Here is a 17,742-nt window from a genome sequence, read left to right as displayed (position 1 = left end):
ACAGCCTTAGCGAATCAGGCGCTTGTTGCTACGACACGGCTGCGCACACCACGGTTCATTCATTCATGCATTTGCTGCTCCGCCGGCCGGCCTGCTGCTTGGGCGTTCACGAAGATGACCAAGCGTTCATAGGGTTTTGGCCTGCTAAGTAGCCCGTTAGTTTTTGCCGCTGGGCGATCCGACACGGACGCAGATGTCGCCCAAGGTGCGGGCGCTGATCGACTTTCTAGTAGAGAGACGGTCACTTCTGAGCTGATGGCACAGAAGAGAAGTTGCTTGAAAGGCAGCTTCTGGCCGAAAGCAGCCCGCCGCTTACGGCAGCTTTCGGCCAAAAGCGGACCGTTACTGCTCCTACACTTTTTCTGCGGCTTACCTCCGAATTGAGCAATTCGACGATCAGGCCGAGAATCGCCACGGCGATCAGCACGGCACGCTCGAGGCCGCTGACGTCGAACAGCAAGGCGGCTGGAATCAACGCAGGTTCAGCAGCACCCGCTGGCGGAACGCCGCCTCGCCCCGATAGGCGGCCTTGAGGCCGGCGGCGGAGTAGCCGGCGGCATACCAGATGCGCGCCAGCCCCCCGCTGCGCCCTTTCATAACCGCACCACCAACCGGCACGTCAACGCTTGCCGCGCCATCGCTCATCACGCGGGCCGGCTTAGATGACATCGCAGCGCATCTGGCTGAACGTGCCGTGGGCAGTCAGCAATCGTCGCCAGTCCTGTTCCGGCATGGCCTGGCGATGACGTTTGAGCTGGCGCAGGTCATGCCGTGCAGCGGCACTGCGACGTAGCCGGCGACGGCTCTTTTCCAGATCAAGCAGCGCGACCTCGACACGGGTCGCGTCATCTTCACCCTGAGCCCTGATGAAGATGTGCTTGGGATAGCAGCAGCCATGCTGCCAGCGTGCCTGATGAATGCGCGCCAGGGTGATCCCGACCGCCGCGAGCATGCGCTCCTGTACCGCCGGACCGAAGCGCTCCCCCAAGTCCTGTTGATACCAGTCCTCCAGGCTGATGAAACCCTCCAGTTCCGCCGTCACCAGCAGCGCCTGCCACTGACCGGCTTGCTGCCGGGTCCCGCAGTAGACCAGTTCCGGCACCTGCACGCCGAGCCGGCCGAATGCTTGCAGCGCCTGCAGTTCGCGCAGCACCGTGGGCCGGCCGAAAGGATGCAGCGGCGACCGATACAGGTGGCCAATCTGCCGTTTGCAGTACAGCAGCGGCTGCTGCGGATCGCGCAGGCGTATCCGTTGCACACCGCTTTCGCCGGCGCGGCGCTGGTTGGGTTCCTCAACCCATTCGCCCTGCGTGCTCCACCAACGCTGGAAGGTGCTGGTACGCGCTTCACGGGCAGGCAATACGAGTGGTCGGCTCATGTTCAACCCCGCTTGCGCAGCACGTAGACCCGCCACATGGCGTAGCCCGGGAGGAAGTCATTGCGGTCGAGGATGTCGAAACCGGCCTCGGCGAATTCCGCCTCGATCACCGAGCGCGCGACAACGAAGCGGTTCTGGTTTTCCTTCGCCGGCCGGCGACGCTCCAGGCGCTTGCGCTTCCAGGCCTTGTAGTTGCCATCGACCCACAGCGAGACGATCAGCGTATCGCGGGTGACGCGGTGGAACTCACGCAGCATCGCCAGCCGATGCGCCGGGTCGGCGATGTGGTGCAGCAGGCGCATGCAGAAGATGCTGTCCACTGCGTTGTCGCCCATGTCGATGGCGAAGGCTGAGGTCTGAAAGGTCTCCACCCGCTTGAGCACTTCCAACGAATGCGCCGATTCGGCGATCGCCAGCATGTCGGCGGAGTTGTCGGCGGCGAAGATCATCCGGCTCGGATGCTCGGCCAGCAACGGCCAGAAACGCCCGGCGCCGCACGGCAGATCGAGCACCAGATCGGGCTCGCCGGCGAGCTTCAGTGCGCGGCGCGCCATCTGCTCGTCACGCCAGTGCGACAGCCGTCGGGCCAGGCCATCCTGATGCTTGTGCAGGTATTCGTAGGCGTGCTGGCGGTCGTACTTGCGCGAGAACTCCAGTTCGATGGGGCTCGATGTGGTCATGGCGGGCATTCCGGTTGGAAACGGAACGCCAAACTAACCAGACAGACATCAAGGGCCCGTCAACGGGATGTGAAAAAAACGTCAAACCACGCCGTCATGAAAGCGCACCTGAAAGCAGCTGCCCTGCGGTTGCCGCGGCACCACGCCTACCTGCCAGCCCTGATGGGCGCAGATCCGCTTGACCAGCGACAGTCCCAGCCCCAGCCCTTCGCCGCGCCCCTCGGCGCCGCGCACGAATGGCTGGAACATGCGCTCCTGCTCCGCCAAGGGGATGCCCACGCCGCTGTCCTCGACGCGAAAGCCACCTTCGTCGAGGACCAGCCGCACCGTGCCCCGGTCGGTGTAATGCAGTGCGTTGCGAAGCAGGTTGGAAATCACCGTGCCGAGCAGGGTGTGGTTGTAGACGCCCGGGTCCTCGCCCTGCTCCCGCAGCTCGAAGGCCAGGCCTTTTTCCGCCAGCAGTGGTGCCCAGCGCTCGCTCTGTTCGGTCGCGACGCTCCGCAAGCTGGCGTTGCCGGCCAAGGACGTCTGTTGCGGACGTGCCCGCGCCAGCATCAGGAAGGTTTCTACCAGCTCGTGCATTTCCCGCGCGGCGCGCTGGATGCGCGCCAGCGGTCGCTGCGCGGCTGGCGCCAGTGCGGCCTGCTGTTCGAGCAGCTCGCAGGCGCCGAGTACCACCATCAGAGGGGTGCGCAGTTCGTGGCTGACATCGGCGGTGAACAGCCGCTCGCGCTCCAGGGTCTGGCGCAGCTGGCCGAGCGTGCTGTCGAACGCCGCGGCCAGGTGGCCGACCTCGTCGTCGGGATATTGCAAGGCCAGCGGCGGCGCCAGCGGGTGCAGCTGGTCGCGGTGGCGCACCTGATTGGCCAAGCGACTGACCGGCGCCAACACCCGGTTGGCCATCAGCCGCCCCAGTGCCCAGGCACCGAGCACGCTGAGCAGAAAGCCGGCCAGCACGACGTTGAACAGCGCATCCTCGCGGGCCTCGAACTCGTGCTGTTCCTGCACCAGCACGTAGCGGTCAGCGCCGACGTTGCGCACATAGACGTAGTAGGCGTCATCACCGCGAACCAGCTCGGTGAACCCCTCGCCGAGCCCGGCAAATGCCTTTGGCATCGGGTGCTCGGGCAGATGCGAGGCGAAGAAACGGGTGCTGGTATCCAGCTGCGGAGTCCGGCCGTTTGGCAGGTCCTCGTTGAGCACGATGTCCAGGTCGCGACTCAGCTCCTCGGTGACCAGCTGCTCTTCGATGAAGTGCACCACGCCGACGATGCCGAGGGCGAACGTACCACTCACCATCAGCGTCATCAGCGTGAAGGCGATGACGATCCGCCGCGCCAGCGGCTGCTTAGCGAGCATTGCAGTCCTCCGCCAGGCGAAAGCCGAGGCCGTGCACGGTATGCAGCAGCGGCTTGGCAAAGGGCTTGTCGAGCACCTGGCGCAGCTGGTGGATATGGCTGCGCAGAGCGTCACTGTCCGGCAGGTGGTCACCCCAGACGGCTTCCTCCAGCGCTTCGCGCCGCACCACCGCCGGGCTGCGCTGCATAAGGATCGCCAGCAGCTTGTGGCCGATAGGGTTGAGCCGAATCGGCTGGCCGCCACGGGTGGCTTCCAGGGTATCCAGGTCGTAGCAGAGATCGGCCACCTGCAGCTGACGGCGACGCGATCCCTGGCAGCGACGCAGGATCGCCTCGATGCGGGCAACTAGCTCGGACAGCGCGAAGGGCTTGATCAGATAGTCGTCGGCACCGGTCTGCAGCCCCTTGATGCGGTCAGGCAGGGCATCGCGGGCGGTGAGCATGATGATCGGCGTGTCGCGCCCGGCATCGTCGCGCAAACGCTTGCACACCTGCAGGCCGTCGATGCCCGGCAGCATCAGGTCCAGCACGATCAGGTCGTAGTCCTGCGTGGCGGCAAGGTGCAGGCCGCTGAGGCCATCCTGCGCGCAGTCGACCACGTAACCCTTGAGCTCGAGGTAATCCAGCACGTTGGCGAGAATGTCACGGTTGTCTTCGATGACCAGGATGCGCATCGCTGGGGTACTCGCTAGAAGTTTCGGAACGGCAGACGCTGCTTATTACGCCTGCGCGCGGCGCAGAACATAGCCGAGACGATGTGAAAAAAACGTCGCCTCGCCAGCCCCGCATTTAGCGCCGTGCGGCTTAAGGCTGCCTTAAGTTTGCCGCCCAACAATCGCCCCAGGCTTCTAACCGAGGTTCCCCGATGGAACTGCCCTGGGTTGATCAAACTGACGTACTGGCGTGTATCGGCCGTGAGCCGGCGCTTACCCTGCAACTGGCGCAGGCCGATGCAGGCGAGCGGCGCGCAGCACTGGAACGCTTCATCCACCAACGGTTCGCCGAGCACTATCAGGCACGGGTTCGGCACTTCATGCCCTGCCTGCTGGGCCTGCATGACCAGAACGGCGAGGTGCAGGGGGCGGTCGGTCTGCGCAGCGCCCAGCGTCGGCCGCTGTTTCTCGAGCGTTATCTTGACGAACCCATCGAGCAGGCCGTGAGCCAGCGCCATGGGCATACGGTGCCGCGCGAGGAGATCGTCGAGGTCGGCAACCTGGCTGCGTTCGGCAACGCCTCGGCGCGCCTGCTGATCGTCGCGCTGACCGACCTGCTGGTCGCCCAGGGTTTTCGATGGGTGGTGTTCACCGGCACGCCGGCCTTGCTCAACAGCTTTCAGCGCCTCGCGCTCGATCCGCTGCCACTGGGTCTGGCCGATCCGGCGCGCATGGGCGATGAGCTGGCCGACTGGGGCAGCTACTACGCCAGCCGCCCGCAGCTGATGGCCGGCGAGATCCTGCCCGGCCACCAGCGCCTGCTGCAACTCGGCATCTACGCCCGACTCGGCTACCAGCCGCTGTTCGATGCCACGGAGGTGCCCCATGCAGCCTGCAGCTGAACGCTTCTGGGCGACGCTCGACCAGCACGCCGGCATCGCGCTGAGCGAAGGGCCACGTCAGCTGAGCTATGCCGAATTGCGCCACGAGGTCGCGGCGCGCGCCGCCCAGCTGCAACGGCTCGGCGTGCAGCGCGTCGCCTTGGCGCTGGACAATGGTCTGGAGTGGGCGCTGTGGGATCTGGCCCTGCTGCGCGCCGGTCTGGTCTGCGTGCCGCTGCCGGGATTCTTTTCCCCGGCGCAGCAGGAGCATGTGCTGAACCATGCCGGCATCGACTGCCTGATCGGCGCAGTCAGCTCTTTCAGCGAGCGCTGCGGCTTTCGTCCGACCGCCGGCGACCTGTTACAGCGCCAACCGGATACCGTCACGCCGGTGCCCGACGGCACCCTGAAGATCACCTATACCTCCGGCACCACTGGCCAGCCCAAGGGCGTCTGCATGGATGCCGAAGCGCAGCTGGCGGTGGCCGAGAGCCTGCGGCAGGCCAGCCTGCCGTGCGACGTGCGACAGCACCTGTGCGTGCTGCCGCTGGCGACGCTGCTGGAGAACATCGCCGGGCTCTATGCGCCGCTGCTGGCGGGTGCGCGGGTCGAACTGCGGCCGCTGGCCGAGATCGGCTTCAGCGGTGCGGCGGGCTTCGAGCTGCAACGTTTGCGGGCCACGCTGCAGGCCAGCCAGCCGCACAGCCTGATCCTTCTGCCGCAGCTATTGCTGGCGCTGGTCAGCGCCGCTGAGCAAGGCGTGCCATTACCCGCATCGCTGCGCTTTATCGCTGTGGGTGGCGGTCGCGTGGCACCGCAGCTGCTGGAGCGCGCCGAGCGCCTCGGGCTGCCGCTGTTCGAGGGCTACGGCTTGTCCGAATGCGCCTCGGTGGTCTGCCTGAACACACCCGAGGCGCGGCGCATCGGCACGGTCGGCCGGCCGCTGCCACACGTCGAGCTGCGCTTGGCCGACGATGGCGAGGTACTGGTGCGCGGCCCGCACATGCTCGGTTACCTCGGCGAACCGCCACTGACCGGCGAGTGGCTGGCCACCGGCGACCTAGGCCATTTCGAGGATGGCTTCCTGATCCTGCACGGGCGCAAGAAGCATCAGTTCGTTACCGCGTACGGACGCAACGTCAATCCCGAGTGGGTGGAGGCCGAGCTGGTACAGCAGGCGTCCATCGCCCAGGCCTGGCTGCATGGGGAGGCGCTGGCGCAGAACGTCGCCGTGCTCGTACCTCGCCGCCCCGAGCTGAGCGATGCCGAGCTGCAGGCGGCGGTCGAGCGGGTCAATGCCGGCCTGCCGGACTACGCCCGTGTACACCACTGGCTGCGCGCCGCCGAAGCCTTTTGCCCCGACAACGGCCTGGCCACTGCCAACGGCCGCCTGCGCCGCAACGCCCTGTTCAGTCACTACCAACCGACCATTCACGCCCTTCTTTTCCCTGACTTCGAGGTACGCGGCATGGACTTTTTCGACCAACTGCAACACCAGACCAGCGATGCACGCGAATACCTGCTCCGCACACCGATCATCCACGCCGCGCTCGCCGGCACTTCGACCCGCGCGCAGTACATCGCCTTCCTGAGTCAGGCCTACCACCACGTCAAGCACACCGTGCCGCTGTTGATGGCCTGCGGCGCACGCCTGCCGGAGCGCCTGGAATGGCTGCGCGAGGCGATCGCCGAATACATCGAGGAAGAAATCGGCCATCAGGAATGGATCCTCAACGACATCCGCGCCTGTGGCGGCGATGCCGAGGCGGTGCGCCATGGCCTGCCGGCACTGCCCACTGAGCTGATGGTCGCCTACGTCTACGACCGCATCGCGCGGCACAACCCGGCGAGTTTCTTCGGCATGGTCAACGTGCTGGAAGGCACCAGCATCGCGCTGGCGACCCAGGCCGCCGGCGTGCTGCAGGACAAACTTCAGCTGCCGGCCAAGGCGTTCAGCTACCTGACATCCCATGGCAGCCTGGACCTGGAGCACATCGAGTTCTTCAAGAAGCTGATGAACCGCCTCAACGACGAGGACGACAAGGCCGCCGTGGTGCACACCGCGCGCGTCGTCTACCGCCTCTACGGCGACATCTTCCGCAGCCTGAGCGCACCGGAGCACGACCATGCAACTGCGTGACGCGCGAATCCTGCTGACCGGTGCCAGCGGCGGCATCGGCCAGGTGCTGGTCGAGCGGCTCTGCGCGAACGGCGCACGGCTGTTACTGGTGGGACGCGACAGTCTTGCTCTGGAAGCGCTGACGCGCCGCTATCCGGGGCAGGTCAGCCTGGTCTGCGCCGACCTCACCCAGCGCAGTAGCCGGCATACGGTGCTCGATGCCGCGCGGCGTTTCGGCGGCCTCAACTGCGTGATCAATGCCGCCGGGATCAACCAGTTCAGCCTGCTCGAACAGCAGGACGAGGACGCCATCGCCCGACTGATCAGCGTCAACGTCACCGCCACGCTGCAGCTGACCCATCTGCTGCTACCGCTGCTGCGCCAGCAACCGCGGGCGCTGCTGGTCAACCTCGGATCGACCTTCGGCTCCATCGGTTACCCGGGCTTCACCGCCTACTGCGCGAGCAAGTTCGCCCTGCGCGGCTTCTCCGAAGCGCTGCGGCGCGAATTGGCCGACAGCCAGATTAAGGTGCTCTACATCGCGCCGCGCGCCACCCGCACGGCGATGAACAGCGCCGACGTGGTGGCGATGAACAACGAGCTGAAGGTAGAGATGGACGATCCGCAAGAAGTCGCACGGCAGATCGTCCATGCCATCGCCACCGAGCGAGAGGAGCTCTACCTCGGCTGGCCGGAAAAGCTCTTCGTGCGCCTTAACGGCCTCTTGCCGCGCCTGGTCGACCAGGCGCTGCGCAAGCAGTTGCCGGTGATCAAGCGCTTCGCCCGTGCCGACCAGCCGCGGCCGCCCGCACCCCAGCCCAACTCAACCGGAGAACACCCATGAAGCGTCTGCTTACTCTTTGCAGCGTCCTGCTGGCGCTGGCCAGCCAACCCTCCTTCGCTCTCAGCCCGGCCGGCGAATCGTCGCTGCGCCAGATCCAGACGCGCTGGGCGGAGATCAACTACCAGCTGCCGGCGGCACAGCGCCAGGCGGCCTTCGCCCGTCTTGCCTCGGAGGCCGAAAGCGCGGTCGTCGGCGAACCGCAGGCCGCCGAGTTACACATCTGGCACGGCATCGTGCTCAGCACCTGGGCTGGTGCCAAGGGCGGGCTCGGCGCGCTGGGCCTGGTCAAGCAGGCCAAAACGGAACTGGAAAAAGCCATCGAGCTCGACGCGCAGGCACTCGACGGCTCGGCCTATACCAGTCTGGCCAGCCTCTACTACCAGGTGCCCGGCTGGCCGATCGGCTTCGGTGACGAGGACAAGGCCGAGGCGCTGTTCCAGCAGGCACTGGCGCTGAATCCGAACGGCATCGACCCGAACTATTTCCACGGTGACTTTCTGCTGCGCCAGAAGCGCTATGGCGAAGCGCGCACGGCGCTGGAAAAAGCGCTCGCCGCGCCGGCACGCCCCGGCCGCGAACTCGCCGACACCGGCCGCCGCGAGGAAGCCCAGGCGCTGCTCGCGCAGGTCAAGGAAAAGCTGGAATAACCGGTTGCGGCGGCGTTGAATGCACAACAACGCCGCGAGCACCAAAGACGACAGGAACGACATGCGCATTCTGCTGGTGGAAGACGATCGCGCCCTCGGCGAGGGCATCCGCACCGCACTCAAACCCGAGGGCTACACGGTCGACTGGCTGCAGGACGGCGCCAGCGCGCTGCATGCGCTGAGCCACGAGAGCTTCGAGCTGGCCATCCTCGACCTCGGTCTGCCGCGTATGGACGGTCTGGAAGTACTCAAGCGCCTGCGCGCCTGCGCCAACCCGATCCCGGTGCTGGTACTGACCGCGCGCGATGCCACCAGCGATCGCATCGCCGGGCTGGATGCCGGCGCCGACGACTACCTGGTCAAGCCGTTCGACGTCGCCGAACTCAAGGCCCGCCTGCGCGCTCTGCTCCGGCGCAGCTTCAATCGCCCTGAGCCGGTACTGGAGTACCGCGACATCCTGCTCGATCCGGTCAACCAGCAGGTCAGTTATCAGGGCACGCCGATCAACCTGCCGCGCAAGGAGTTCGTCCTGTTGCACGAGCTGATCGCCCAGCCCGGCCGCGTGCTGACTCGCGATCGCTTGCAGCAGGTGCTCTACGGCTGGGACGAAGAAGTCGAGAGCAACGCGCTGGAAGTGCATATCCATCACCTGCGCAAGAAGTTTTTTCCCGAGCTGATCCGCACCGTGCGCGGGGTCGGCTATCTGGTGGACAAATGCTGAGGCGCTCTATCCGCAACCGCACCCTGGTGCTGGTGCTTGGCATTCTGCTGCTGTCGCTGAGCCTGATCTCCTGGCGCAGTTATCGCGATGCCCGCCACGAGATCGAAGAGCTGTTCGATGCTCAGCTGGCGCAGAGTGCGCGACTGGTGCAGGGGCTGGTGATGCGCGAAATGAATCCTCAGGCCCACGATGCGCTACAGCAGGCGCTGAACGCTGCGGTGAATGCGCGGCGCGACCAAGGCGTGCCGGGGCACGATTACGAAACCAAGCTCGGTTTCCAGGTCTACACCGCGGATGGCAGCAACCTGTTGCAGTCCGCAGGCGCGCCGAACGGCGCGCTGAAGCAATTGGCCGGCGCAGACTCCACCTCACACTTCAGCCGCGTGAGCGTCGGCTATCACGACGTGCAACTCGACGGCCATGCCTGGCGCCTGTTCCTGCTACATGACCGCGAGGACGATCTGTGGATTCTGCTCAGCGAGCGCGACGACGTACGCGGCGAACTGGTCGGCAAGATCGCCCGGCGCAGCCTGCTGCCCGACCTTATCGGCCTGCCGCTACTGGCGCTGCTGATCTGGCTGGCGGTGGGCTGGGGTCTGCGCCCGCTGGCACACATGGCGCAACTGCTGAAGAGTCGCGATCCGGACAATCTAGCGCCGCTGCTGCTGGCACCGCTGCCGCAGGAGTTGGAGCCGGTGGCCGCCTCGCTCAATCGTTTGCTGCAACAGGTCAACCAACTGGTCGACCGGGAAAAACGCTTCATCGCCGACGGCGCCCACGAGCTGCGCACCCCGCTGGCCGTACTGCGCATCCATGCGCAGAACGCATTACAGGCCGAGCAGCCGGAAGACCGTGAGGCTGCCTTGCAACAGCTGCTGACCGGCGTCGATCGCACCACGCGTGTGGTCACCCAACTGCTCACCCTTGCCCGCCTGGAACCCAATGCGCAGCCGCTGCATCCACAGCAGCTGGACCTGCTGCCGCTGTGCCGCGAATGCCTCGCCGAGCTGACGCCGCTGGCGCTGGCGCGCGATCAGGAATTGACGCTGGAGGCTGACGACGTGGCCGATCACAGCCTCCCCGGCGATGCCGCCGCGCTCGCCACGTTGCTGCAGAATCTGGTCGGCAATGCCCTGCAGTACACGCCCGACGGAGGGCAGATTCAGGTCAGCCTCCAGACCATGGAAAACGGCGTCAGCCTGCGCGTAGATGACAGCGGTCCGGGCGTGCCGGCAGCGCAGCGCGACAAACTGTTCGAGCGCTTCTATCGTCAGGGCGACGGCCAGGGCGCGGGGCTCGGCCTGGCCATCGTCGCGCGCATCGCCGAACTGCACGGCGCGACCATCGAACTGGCGGACTCACCGCTCGGCGGGCTGCAGGTCGCCGTGCACCTGCCCCGCCAGCCACACCACTAGCCCAGACCGACCAGCGGCGAGCTGCCGCGACCGCCCGCCGCAGGCGCAACGGGCATTCGCTAAGGTTCGCTTAAGGCTGGCGCCCTAGACTGCCGACATTCCCCTACTCGGAGTGTGTGAAATGACTGCATCGAACCCTCTGGCACGCTACGGTCGCCTGAGCATTGCCCTGCACTGGCTGATGCTGCTGTTGATCGCAGCGGTCTACGCGACCATCGAACTCAAGGGCAATTTCGCCAAGGGCAGTGAACCGCGCGAACTGCTCAAGCACTGGCATTTCATGCTCGGGCTGACGGTGTTCGCGCTGGTCTGGCTGCGTCTGATTGCCCGCTGGCTGCATCCCGCGCCCGAGGCGGTCGCCGGGGCCGGCTGGGAACGCGCGCTGGCCAAGCTGATGCATCTGGCGCTGTACGGACTGATGATTGGCCTGCCGCTGCTCGGCTGGCTGACCCTGAGCGCGGCGGACAAGCCGATTCCCTTCTTCGGCCTTGAGCTGCCGGCGCTGATCGGCGCCAACAAGGAGCTGGCCGGCGAGTTCAAGGAGCTGCATGAAACGCTGGCGGTGGCCGGCTACTGGCTGATCGGCCTGCACGCGGCGGCGGCCTTGTTCCACCAATACGTGCGCCGCGACGGCACCCTGTTGCGCATGCTGCCGCAGCGCCACCAGGCCTGACGCGCAAACACGACAACGCCCGGTCGACTCACCATCGACCGGGCGTTTTCATGGGTCAGCCGAGCAGTTCGCTGAACGGCAGATACTCTACCGTCTCGCCTTGCCATGCGTGCGGTTGCGCTTGTTAGATGCCATTGCAAGGTTCGCGCCGTCATTGCGTGGTGCTTATTGCGGATTTTCTCGGCCGAGCAGTCCATCAGACGCGGGTCCTGCGTCGTTGCTGTTCATAACGGGCGATACGCTCTAGGTGTCTTGGTCCGACAATGTGCGGCCTTTACCCAACCGCATGTTTCATTGATGAACGCCTCGGCCTGCAACACTCAATTGAACGAATCCGCCCCGCAGAGTGGTCGGAAGCCATAATCGTCATCTATCCCCATCCTTTTCCCTTTAGGCCCATGACAATAGCTGAGCAGGCAAAGCAATCGAGGGAAAAGCCACCTCTCTGTAATGGCGCGGATCGGCAGCTTCTGGCCGCTAGCCGCCGTTTTGGAGCGAAAGCAGTCAACCACAATCAGACATTGTTTGGATTGCTATGACGAGGCGCCATCAGCTCGTTGCTGGAGTTTCAAGCAAATGTTTTCCTCTCCCGCCTCAACTGACAGCTCATCACCCAAACTCCGTCTGAGTGCTTAAGTAGCTCTGATGGAAGCTCAACGATGACGTCTCCGCTGCCATCCCCTGGGTCTTGGCATACAACTCGCCAGCTTTCAGATGTAGTAGTCATAGATTCGCCCTGAACGCAGTAGGCACAGATCCGCTTGGTACGGTGGGGCAGCATTTGGCCGGTTAGCGACGGCCTGGCTTCGACCGTCGCTATGCATGGTCAAACCTCGGTCTGTTCCGCCATCTCTAGGGCATCATCGACCTCAATCCCCAGATATCGAACGGTGCTCTCCAGCTTCGTATGGCCGAGCAACAGTTGAACTGCCCGCAGGTTCTTCGTCCTGCGATAGATCAGCGATGCCTTCGTACGTCTTATTGTGTGAATGCCATACAGGGCTGGATCAGGGCCAATGGCTTTCACCCAACCTTTGACGATACGAGCGTATTGACGAGTGGATAGATGGTCTGAGATATGCAGCCGGCTCGGAAAAAGGCAATCCTCGCTGCGGGGCTGGGCATGATGTATGGCGATGTGCCGTTCCCTAAGATCAAATGGATTTTCCAGAATCTCAACAAAGCCGAGGTCCTGCTGACCTTCAATGTCGATTTTTTGGTTACGTATCTAGCCGACCGCCAAGCGAACCGGAAAGCCATTGCAAATATCGGCTTGGATCAGCATGTGCCATGGGACATGCTTAAACAGCTGAAGGCGCATCAGCCACGGAGCTGGCAATACCTGATCCAGCGCTATCTGTCCGAGGGGATCAAGCAGGAAAGCGGTGCCCAGTACATGACCGTCTTCTTCATTCGTCCGGCCGGCAGCAACCCGATGGCCTATTGGTTTATCCATCTGGCGAACAACTACCGCGCTAACGATGTGATGAAGAAGATCCACTGGAAATACGGCAACAACTTTTCCCATATGCTGTCGCCTTCCAGCTTTTTCAGCTACGACGCCAATCGGGATATCGCCGTGACAGGTCAGCACGATTTGCTGTTGGATGAGCATTATTTCGACGATGCTACCAATGACCGCATCCGAGGAGAACTTTCGGAGCTCTTGCCCAAACAGGTCTACGAGGTAGAACGGCAACCTTTTTTGGGCCTGATGAGCGGATTGACCAACTACACCATGGCTGACGAGCTTCGCGTAAAGCAGGCACTCGACATTGCTGTCGCGACCGGTGATCTGCTGGCGGTCGACAAGAACGGCAAAACAAGGCGTCGAAAAGGCACAAGCATCAAGTCGACAGATATCCTGATAGCGCCCCCGCAAAGACCCATCTTCTTCGTGCCACCTCTGAAGAAATCCAGTTCAGAAAACTGAGAGGGGCGGCATCGCTCTTCGGGTGGGCGGTTCGCCTCCAACGGTAGAGGTACCGGCATGATACAAGCAGTAGTTTTCGATGTGTTTGGCACGCTTCTCCAGATAGGTGAGCGCCGCCATCCTTTCCGCCAACTGATGCAGAACCTGCGGCTTCAGGGCAAAACACCAAGGCCGGATGACGCACGGACTCTGATGACTCGAAATCTGGGCTTGGCTGGAGCTGCCGATTATTTCGGTGCGCAGTTGAGCAACTCTGAGTTAGCTAGCCTTGAAAGCGACCTTTTCACCGAGCTGGCCAGCGTTCGCCTTTTCGATGATGCGTTGGAGTCGCTAAATCAGCTAAAGGACGCCGGCCTGAATCTCGCGTTGTGCTCCAATCTCGCAGCCCCATATGCGATTCCGGCCAAACTGTTACTGCCGTCGTTCGATGTTTACGGATGGAGCTTTGAGGTTGGGACAATAAAGCCTGAGCCCGCAATCTATCGTCAGATGATCGAACAGCTTGGCTGCGAAGCCTCCGCTATCGCAATGATCGGTGACACGTTGCAAGCCGATATGCTTGGTCCAATTGGGCAAGGCATGCGGGGCTACCACCTACAGCGTGAAGGAAAAGCCGATCAGTGCGGCTTCGTCTCGCTGATGGACTTTGCAGCCCACGTTCTGCAATACCCACCATCCGCCAACGGCTAAAGCGGCGTCGCCAGTTTTAGCTGACGCCGCTAGACCCGGATGGCTTACAGGCATGAAGACACCCTTTTTCTGTAACGGGAGCTCCTTCAACCCTTGAGCGCCAGAATACGCCGAGCGCCGTTGAGAACGATGAATCCCACGACGGTACCGATAATCAGGTCTGGGTAGTTGGACCCAGTCCAAGCGACGAGCGCTCCGGCGACTATGACGCCCATGTTGATGACCACATCATTGGCGGAGAATATCCAGCTCGCTTTCATGTGAGCACCACCTTCCCGGTGTTTGGAAATCAGCAGCAAACAACCCGTGTTGGCGAGCAATGCCAGGAACGCGACGGCCATCATTATCAGCGACTCGGGCTCGCTGCCGAATATAAAGCGTCTGATCACCTCTACGAGCACGCCGAGGGCCAAAATCAGCTGGAGCACACCAGCAAGGTGTGCAGCACGCACCTGCAGATTGACGCTGCGCCCAACCGCATAAAGGGCCAGGCCGTACACTGCCGCGTCAGCGAACATGTCGAGCGAATCGGCAATCAGACCCGCGGACCTGGCAATCAGGCCAGCAGTCATCTCTACCACGAACATGAAGGCGTTGATGCCTAACAGTAAACGTAGGGAGCGGGATTCCTGTGTAGAGTTCGCCGGATTCTCGGCGGCTTTGATCATCTCAGGGTCTGCCGCGACAGTTTTCTGAAGAGTGGCGCCTAGCCCTAACGTCGCCAGCTTTTTGGTTATGGGCTCAACGGCACTGTCATGCATGACATCTAACCGACGGTCCGACAGATCAAAAGTCAGCTTCCGAACTCCGTCCAAACCATTCAGCGCCAAGCGGATCATTCGCTCTTCTGATGGACAATCCATCTTGGGCACGGCGTAAACACTGACCCATTGCCCCGTCGTATCGGAAGGGTTTTGCATATCGGCATCAGCGGCTGGTGTCGCATCGCAGCCGCAGGGACCATCGGACTTGCTCATGATACGGCTCCACTTGAAATCGAAGATGGGATCATTAAAAGCCTTATAGCTACTATAAGGTCAATAACGCAGAGCCGATGAGGATTCACACGATGCGCATTGGTCAGTTAGCAAGGCTAATAGGGATTGATACACAGACGATCCGCTTCTATGAGCAGCAGGGCTTGTTGCCACCGCCTGATCGCCAGGCGAACGGCTATCGTGTCTACACCGAGAAGCATGGCGAGCGGCTAGCTTTCATCCGGCGCTGCCGAATCTTGAATCTGTCACTTCCAGAGATTCACGCACTCCAAAGCTACCAGGATGACCCTCGCCAGCCTTGTACGGCCGTCAATGCCTTACTCGATGATCACATTTCTCAAGTCAGATCCCAGATAACCGCTCTGCAATCACTCGAACGACAACTCGTTTCACTGCGGGCTAATTGCAACGATGGGCGGGAAGTTGAGGCTTGCGGCATTCTCGCCGGAATTAGCGAGGACGCATGCATTAAATGAACGGCGTTGGGGCTTGCGGGCCTGGTTACCCGGCCAACGCGCATGCCCTCGAAATGGTTGTTTGTCCCTGTGGTTTTTGCCCCTTCGTAGTGATGGCTGTCTCCGTGCGGTATCACTTTGAGTCAGGCCTGCCGAGGAAACGTGAGTTCAAACGTGGTCCGACCGTCTTTGCTGGCGACGGCCACGTGGCCTTTGTGGAGGTTCATCACTGAGCGGACAATCGCTAGCCCCAATCCTGCCCCGCGAGGTTGTATGCCGTTAACGCGGTAAAAGCGGTCGAACAGATGTGGGAGATGATCCGATTCGATAGTCGCGCCATGATTGGTGACAGCCAGCGAGACGATGTCTACGTCCTCCTCAAGGATCTTAAGTTCGACCGTACTGCCAGTATTTGAATGCCGCAGCGCGTTGGATAGCAGGTTGGAAATGGCCCGCTGGACCATAAGTCGATTTCCCAAAATCATGGCATCGCCCGTTACTGTCGTAGCGACTCCCGCTTCTTCGGCAAGGACTTCGAAGTATTCACATACGCGCCTCGCCTCGCTTCCTAAAGATAATTGTTCGAGCTTCAGTGCTGGGCTGGCGTGGCTGGCCTGGGCGAGAAACAGCATGTCTGACACGATTCGATCCATGCGTTCGAGTTCTTCAACCGACGACTCGATCACCTCCCGATAATGCTCCTTGCTTCGCTCACGCACCAAAGTCACCTGCGCCTTGCCTATCAGGTTGTTCAGCGGAGTTTTTAACTCATGAGCCACATCGTCCGAGAATTGTGACAGTTGCTGAACGCCGTCATCGAGTCGATGAAGCATTACGTTGAGGCTGTGCGCCAATGCCTGGAGCTCTTGCGGAAGCCGATCGGTGCGGATTCGAGGTGATAGATCCTGTGTAGATACCTTAGTCGCCAAGGCCCGGAACTTGCGAAGCGGCCGCAAGCCATTTTGGGCGATTAGCCATCCAGCCAATCCGATCAATATCAGTAGCATCGGCACGGTCACTAAGGCCGAGCGCAGGAATGCAGCCACCAGCCGTTGATCGGCACTGCGATCTTGCGAAAGTAAAAGCGTCATTGGAGCCAGTCCCGGGACTTGGATTTGCTTGCGCCCGGTTAGCATCTGCACGCCATCTTTCGTTGTCCAGCCAAGATAGTCGCCGTCCCTGCTCACGAGATCCAGCTGCTGCGGCGCATTGGCGAATCGGCCGATACTGAAAATGGGTGATTTCGCTGTATCGCCGATGACCGTAATCGAAAGGTTGTCATGGCCGAGTACGGTATCGCTCAATGCGTGTTGCCAGGAGCGGCCCATACGGGCTTTGGTGTCTTCGAGGAGTCCATGATCGATCTGAGAGAGCTTGGCCGTCACTTCCTCCTGGGCGCGCAGTTCCAGTTGGCGCACCAGTACCCAGTAGCTCAGTGCAATCAGCAGCGCGACCAAAGCGGCGCCGGTCAGTGTGATTTGAAGCGCGAGACGCGATGCGAGGCTGAGTGGCTTCAAGGCCGCGCCTCCAGCACGTAGCCCACACCCCGGATGGTGTGTATCAGGCGATCGCCGAAGGGTTCGTCCACTTTCATCCGCAGGCGACGAATCGCAACATCCACCACATTGGTATCGCAGTCGAAATTGATGTCCCACACCATGGCAGTTATTTCCGTACGCGTGAGGACTTCGCCAGTCCGGCGCATGAGCAGATGCAATAACGCAAATTCTTTGCTGGTGAGGTCGATACGCTGACCGCTCCGGTAAGCCCTATGCCGGGCCGGGTCCAGTTCGAGGTCGGCTACACGCAGGTTGCTCGGAAGTGTGACTGCCTCGCCTCGCCGCAACAGTGTCCGGATACGGGCAAGCAGCTCGGGGAACTGGAACGGCTTGACCAGATAGTCGTCGGCGCCCGATTCCAAGCCGCGGACTTTTTGCTCTAAGCGGCCATTGGCAGTCAGCATGATGACGCGTGTCTGCTTACGCCGCCTGATGAGTTCGAGAACCTCCCACCCATCCATGGTTGGCAGATTCACATCTAGCAGCACGATGTCATAGTCGTTCTGCAGTGCCAGGTGAAACCCATCGAGGCCATCACTTACGCAATCGACCAAGTAACCACATTCGATAAGACCCTGCTGCAAGTATTCCGCAGCTTTGATCTCGTCTTCGACAACCAGGATGCGCATGTTTTGAGGTAACTCGGCAAGGAGGTGCGCGGTAAGCGGAACCAAAAAAATCCATGTAGTAACTAGGTCAAGACGAAAGCGGCTTGGCTCTAGCGTGAAAGGCAGAGGC

At 62.2% G+C, this 17,742-nt stretch carries 16 protein-coding genes and 4 pseudogenes; 11 read left to right on the top strand and 9 right to left on the bottom strand.

Going from position 1 to position 17,742, the window contains the following annotated elements; genetic code table 11:
* Positions 1-370 precede the first annotated feature (370 nt).
* The 5 genes and pseudogenes from K4O48_RS03455 to K4O48_RS03435 form a co-directional block, all read right to left on the bottom strand.
* Positions 371-645: pseudogene (locus K4O48_RS03455) on the bottom strand (diacylglycerol kinase); the annotation flags it as partial.
* 13 nt (positions 646-658) lie between these two features.
* The gene (locus K4O48_RS03450) at positions 659-1,378 is read right to left on the bottom strand and encodes a lipopolysaccharide kinase InaA family protein (RefSeq protein ID WP_058078713.1); all 720 of its coding nucleotides are present in this window, start codon (positions 1,376-1,378) and stop codon (positions 659-661) included.
* Between the two features lie 2 nt (positions 1,379-1,380).
* The gene (locus tag K4O48_RS03445) at positions 1,381-2,058 is read right to left on the bottom strand and encodes a class I SAM-dependent methyltransferase (RefSeq protein ID WP_058078714.1); all 678 of its coding nucleotides are present in this window, start codon (positions 2,056-2,058) and stop codon (positions 1,381-1,383) included.
* A gap of 81 nt (positions 2,059-2,139) precedes the next feature.
* Positions 2,140-3,417: a sensor histidine kinase gene (locus K4O48_RS03440; RefSeq protein ID WP_058078715.1), complete on the bottom strand. Its 1,278-nt coding sequence runs from the start codon at positions 3,415-3,417 to the stop codon at positions 2,140-2,142.
* Positions 3,407-4,090 carry a response regulator transcription factor gene (locus K4O48_RS03435; protein ID WP_058078716.1) on the bottom strand — a complete coding sequence of 228 codons (684 nt, stop codon included), beginning with the start codon at positions 4,088-4,090 and terminating at the stop codon, positions 3,407-3,409. Before K4O48_RS03435 ends, K4O48_RS03440 begins: the two co-directional genes overlap by 11 nt.
* Positions 4,091-4,281: 191 nt before the next feature.
* On the opposite strand from K4O48_RS03435, the gene K4O48_RS03430 reads away from it, so the two are divergent.
* The 8 genes and pseudogenes from K4O48_RS03430 (at position 4,282) to K4O48_RS03395 (ending at position 11,369) form a co-directional block, all read left to right on the top strand.
* A complete protein-coding gene (locus K4O48_RS03430) occupies positions 4,282-4,971 on the top strand; it encodes a thermostable hemolysin (RefSeq protein ID WP_058078717.1) in 690 nt (229 codons plus the stop codon).
* Positions 4,955-6,391: pseudogene (locus K4O48_RS03425) on the top strand (AMP-binding protein); the annotation flags it as partial. The gene K4O48_RS03430 and the pseudogene K4O48_RS03425, both read left to right, overlap by 17 nt.
* 27 nt (positions 6,392-6,418) lie before the next feature.
* On the top strand, positions 6,419-7,090 hold the full coding sequence (locus K4O48_RS03420; protein WP_206542203.1) for an iron-containing redox enzyme family protein: 672 nt from the start codon (positions 6,419-6,421) through the stop codon (positions 7,088-7,090).
* Complete coding sequence (locus K4O48_RS03415; protein ID WP_058078718.1) at positions 7,077-7,913, top strand: SDR family oxidoreductase; 837 nt, start codon at positions 7,077-7,079, stop codon at positions 7,911-7,913. Before K4O48_RS03420 ends, K4O48_RS03415 begins: the two co-directional genes overlap by 14 nt.
* Positions 7,910-8,560, top strand: a complete 651-nt coding sequence (locus K4O48_RS03410; RefSeq protein WP_058078719.1) for a tetratricopeptide repeat protein — start codon at positions 7,910-7,912, stop codon at positions 8,558-8,560. Before K4O48_RS03415 ends, K4O48_RS03410 begins: the two co-directional genes overlap by 4 nt.
* Positions 8,561-8,621: 61 nt before the next feature.
* On the top strand, positions 8,622-9,281 hold the full coding sequence (locus tag K4O48_RS03405) for a response regulator transcription factor (RefSeq protein ID WP_058078785.1): 660 nt from the start codon (positions 8,622-8,624) through the stop codon (positions 9,279-9,281).
* Positions 9,275-10,696, top strand: a complete 1,422-nt coding sequence (locus K4O48_RS03400; protein WP_058078720.1) for an ATP-binding protein — start codon at positions 9,275-9,277, stop codon at positions 10,694-10,696. The genes K4O48_RS03405 and K4O48_RS03400 overlap by 7 nt, the downstream gene beginning before the upstream one ends.
* 121 nt (positions 10,697-10,817) lie before the next feature.
* Positions 10,818-11,369 (top strand): cytochrome b, encoded by a 552-nt coding sequence (locus K4O48_RS03395; RefSeq protein WP_058078721.1) that lies wholly within the window; start codon positions 10,818-10,820, stop codon positions 11,367-11,369.
* 826 nt (positions 11,370-12,195) lie between these two features.
* Here the strand turns inward: K4O48_RS03395 and K4O48_RS03390 are convergent.
* Positions 12,196-12,501: pseudogene (locus K4O48_RS03390) on the bottom strand (tyrosine-type recombinase/integrase); the annotation flags it as partial.
* Here K4O48_RS03390 and tcmP point away from each other — a divergent pair.
* Together tcmP and K4O48_RS03380 are read left to right on the top strand one after the other, a co-directional pair.
* A pseudogene (gene tcmP / locus K4O48_RS03385) lies at positions 12,499-13,302 on the top strand (three-Cys-motif partner protein TcmP); the annotation flags it as partial. The pseudogenes K4O48_RS03390 and tcmP overlap by 3 nt on opposite strands.
* Positions 13,303-13,359: 57 nt before the next feature.
* Entirely contained in the window at positions 13,360-13,992 is a 633-nt protein-coding gene (locus K4O48_RS03380) for an HAD family hydrolase (RefSeq protein WP_003292660.1), read from the top strand.
* An 86-nt stretch (positions 13,993-14,078) separates the two neighbouring features.
* On the opposite strand, the gene K4O48_RS03375 is transcribed toward K4O48_RS03380, so the two are convergent.
* Complete coding sequence (locus tag K4O48_RS03375; RefSeq protein WP_003292661.1) at positions 14,079-14,969, bottom strand: cation transporter; 891 nt, start codon at positions 14,967-14,969, stop codon at positions 14,079-14,081.
* A gap of 92 nt (positions 14,970-15,061) precedes the next feature.
* Between K4O48_RS03375 and cadR the strand changes: the two genes are divergently transcribed.
* Positions 15,062-15,466 carry a Cd(II)/Pb(II)-responsive transcriptional regulator gene (gene cadR / locus K4O48_RS03370; protein WP_003292662.1) on the top strand — a complete coding sequence of 135 codons (405 nt, stop codon included), beginning with the start codon at positions 15,062-15,064 and terminating at the stop codon, positions 15,464-15,466.
* Between the two features lie 122 nt (positions 15,467-15,588).
* Here cadR and K4O48_RS03365 read toward each other — a convergent pair whose 3' ends face one another.
* Positions 15,589-16,962 carry a heavy metal sensor histidine kinase gene (locus K4O48_RS03365; RefSeq protein ID WP_003292663.1) on the bottom strand — a complete coding sequence of 458 codons (1,374 nt, stop codon included), beginning with the start codon at positions 16,960-16,962 and terminating at the stop codon, positions 15,589-15,591.
* A complete protein-coding gene (locus K4O48_RS03360; protein WP_008569962.1) occupies positions 16,959-17,633 on the bottom strand; it encodes a heavy metal response regulator transcription factor in 675 nt (224 codons plus the stop codon). Before K4O48_RS03360 ends, K4O48_RS03365 begins: the two co-directional genes overlap by 4 nt.
* Between the last annotated feature and the right edge of the window lie 109 nt (positions 17,634-17,742).

The organism is Pseudomonas sp. DNDY-54 (assembly GCF_019880365.1).
Classification (GTDB): Bacteria; Pseudomonadota; Gammaproteobacteria; order Pseudomonadales; family Pseudomonadaceae; genus Stutzerimonas; species Stutzerimonas stutzeri_P.
The sequence above is the reverse complement of the archived record's forward strand: the minus strand, read 5'-3'. Positions and strand labels throughout refer to the sequence as shown.

Excerpts from the sequence above, each read along its gene's own strand:
- K4O48_RS03450 (WP_058078713.1), bottom strand. The coding sequence starts at position 1,378 with ATGAGCCGACCACTCGTATTGCCTGCCCGTGAAGCGCGTACCAGCACC.
- K4O48_RS03445 (WP_058078714.1), bottom strand. The coding sequence starts at position 2,058 with ATGACCACATCGAGCCCCATCGAACTGGAGTTCTCGCGCAAGTACGAC.
- K4O48_RS03440 (WP_058078715.1), bottom strand. The coding sequence starts at position 3,417 with ATGCTCGCTAAGCAGCCGCTGGCGCGGCGGATCGTCATCGCCTTCACG.
- K4O48_RS03435 (WP_058078716.1), bottom strand. The coding sequence starts at position 4,090 with ATGCGCATCCTGGTCATCGAAGACAACCGTGACATTCTCGCCAACGTG.
- K4O48_RS03430 (WP_058078717.1), top strand. The coding sequence starts at position 4,282 with ATGGAACTGCCCTGGGTTGATCAAACTGACGTACTGGCGTGTATCGGC.
- K4O48_RS03420 (WP_206542203.1), top strand. The coding sequence starts at position 6,419 with ATGGACTTTTTCGACCAACTGCAACACCAGACCAGCGATGCACGCGAA.
- K4O48_RS03415 (WP_058078718.1), top strand. The coding sequence starts at position 7,077 with ATGCAACTGCGTGACGCGCGAATCCTGCTGACCGGTGCCAGCGGCGGC.
- K4O48_RS03410 (WP_058078719.1), top strand. The coding sequence starts at position 7,910 with ATGAAGCGTCTGCTTACTCTTTGCAGCGTCCTGCTGGCGCTGGCCAGC.
- K4O48_RS03405 (WP_058078785.1), top strand. The coding sequence starts at position 8,622 with ATGCGCATTCTGCTGGTGGAAGACGATCGCGCCCTCGGCGAGGGCATC.
- K4O48_RS03400 (WP_058078720.1), top strand. The coding sequence starts at position 9,275 with ATGCTGAGGCGCTCTATCCGCAACCGCACCCTGGTGCTGGTGCTTGGC.
- K4O48_RS03395 (WP_058078721.1), top strand. The coding sequence starts at position 10,818 with ATGACTGCATCGAACCCTCTGGCACGCTACGGTCGCCTGAGCATTGCC.
- K4O48_RS03380 (WP_003292660.1), top strand. The coding sequence starts at position 13,360 with ATGATACAAGCAGTAGTTTTCGATGTGTTTGGCACGCTTCTCCAGATA.
- K4O48_RS03375 (WP_003292661.1), bottom strand. The coding sequence starts at position 14,969 with ATGAGCAAGTCCGATGGTCCCTGCGGCTGCGATGCGACACCAGCCGCT.
- cadR (WP_003292662.1), top strand. The coding sequence starts at position 15,062 with ATGCGCATTGGTCAGTTAGCAAGGCTAATAGGGATTGATACACAGACG.
- K4O48_RS03360 (WP_008569962.1), bottom strand. The coding sequence starts at position 17,633 with ATGCGCATCCTGGTTGTCGAAGACGAGATCAAAGCTGCGGAATACTTG.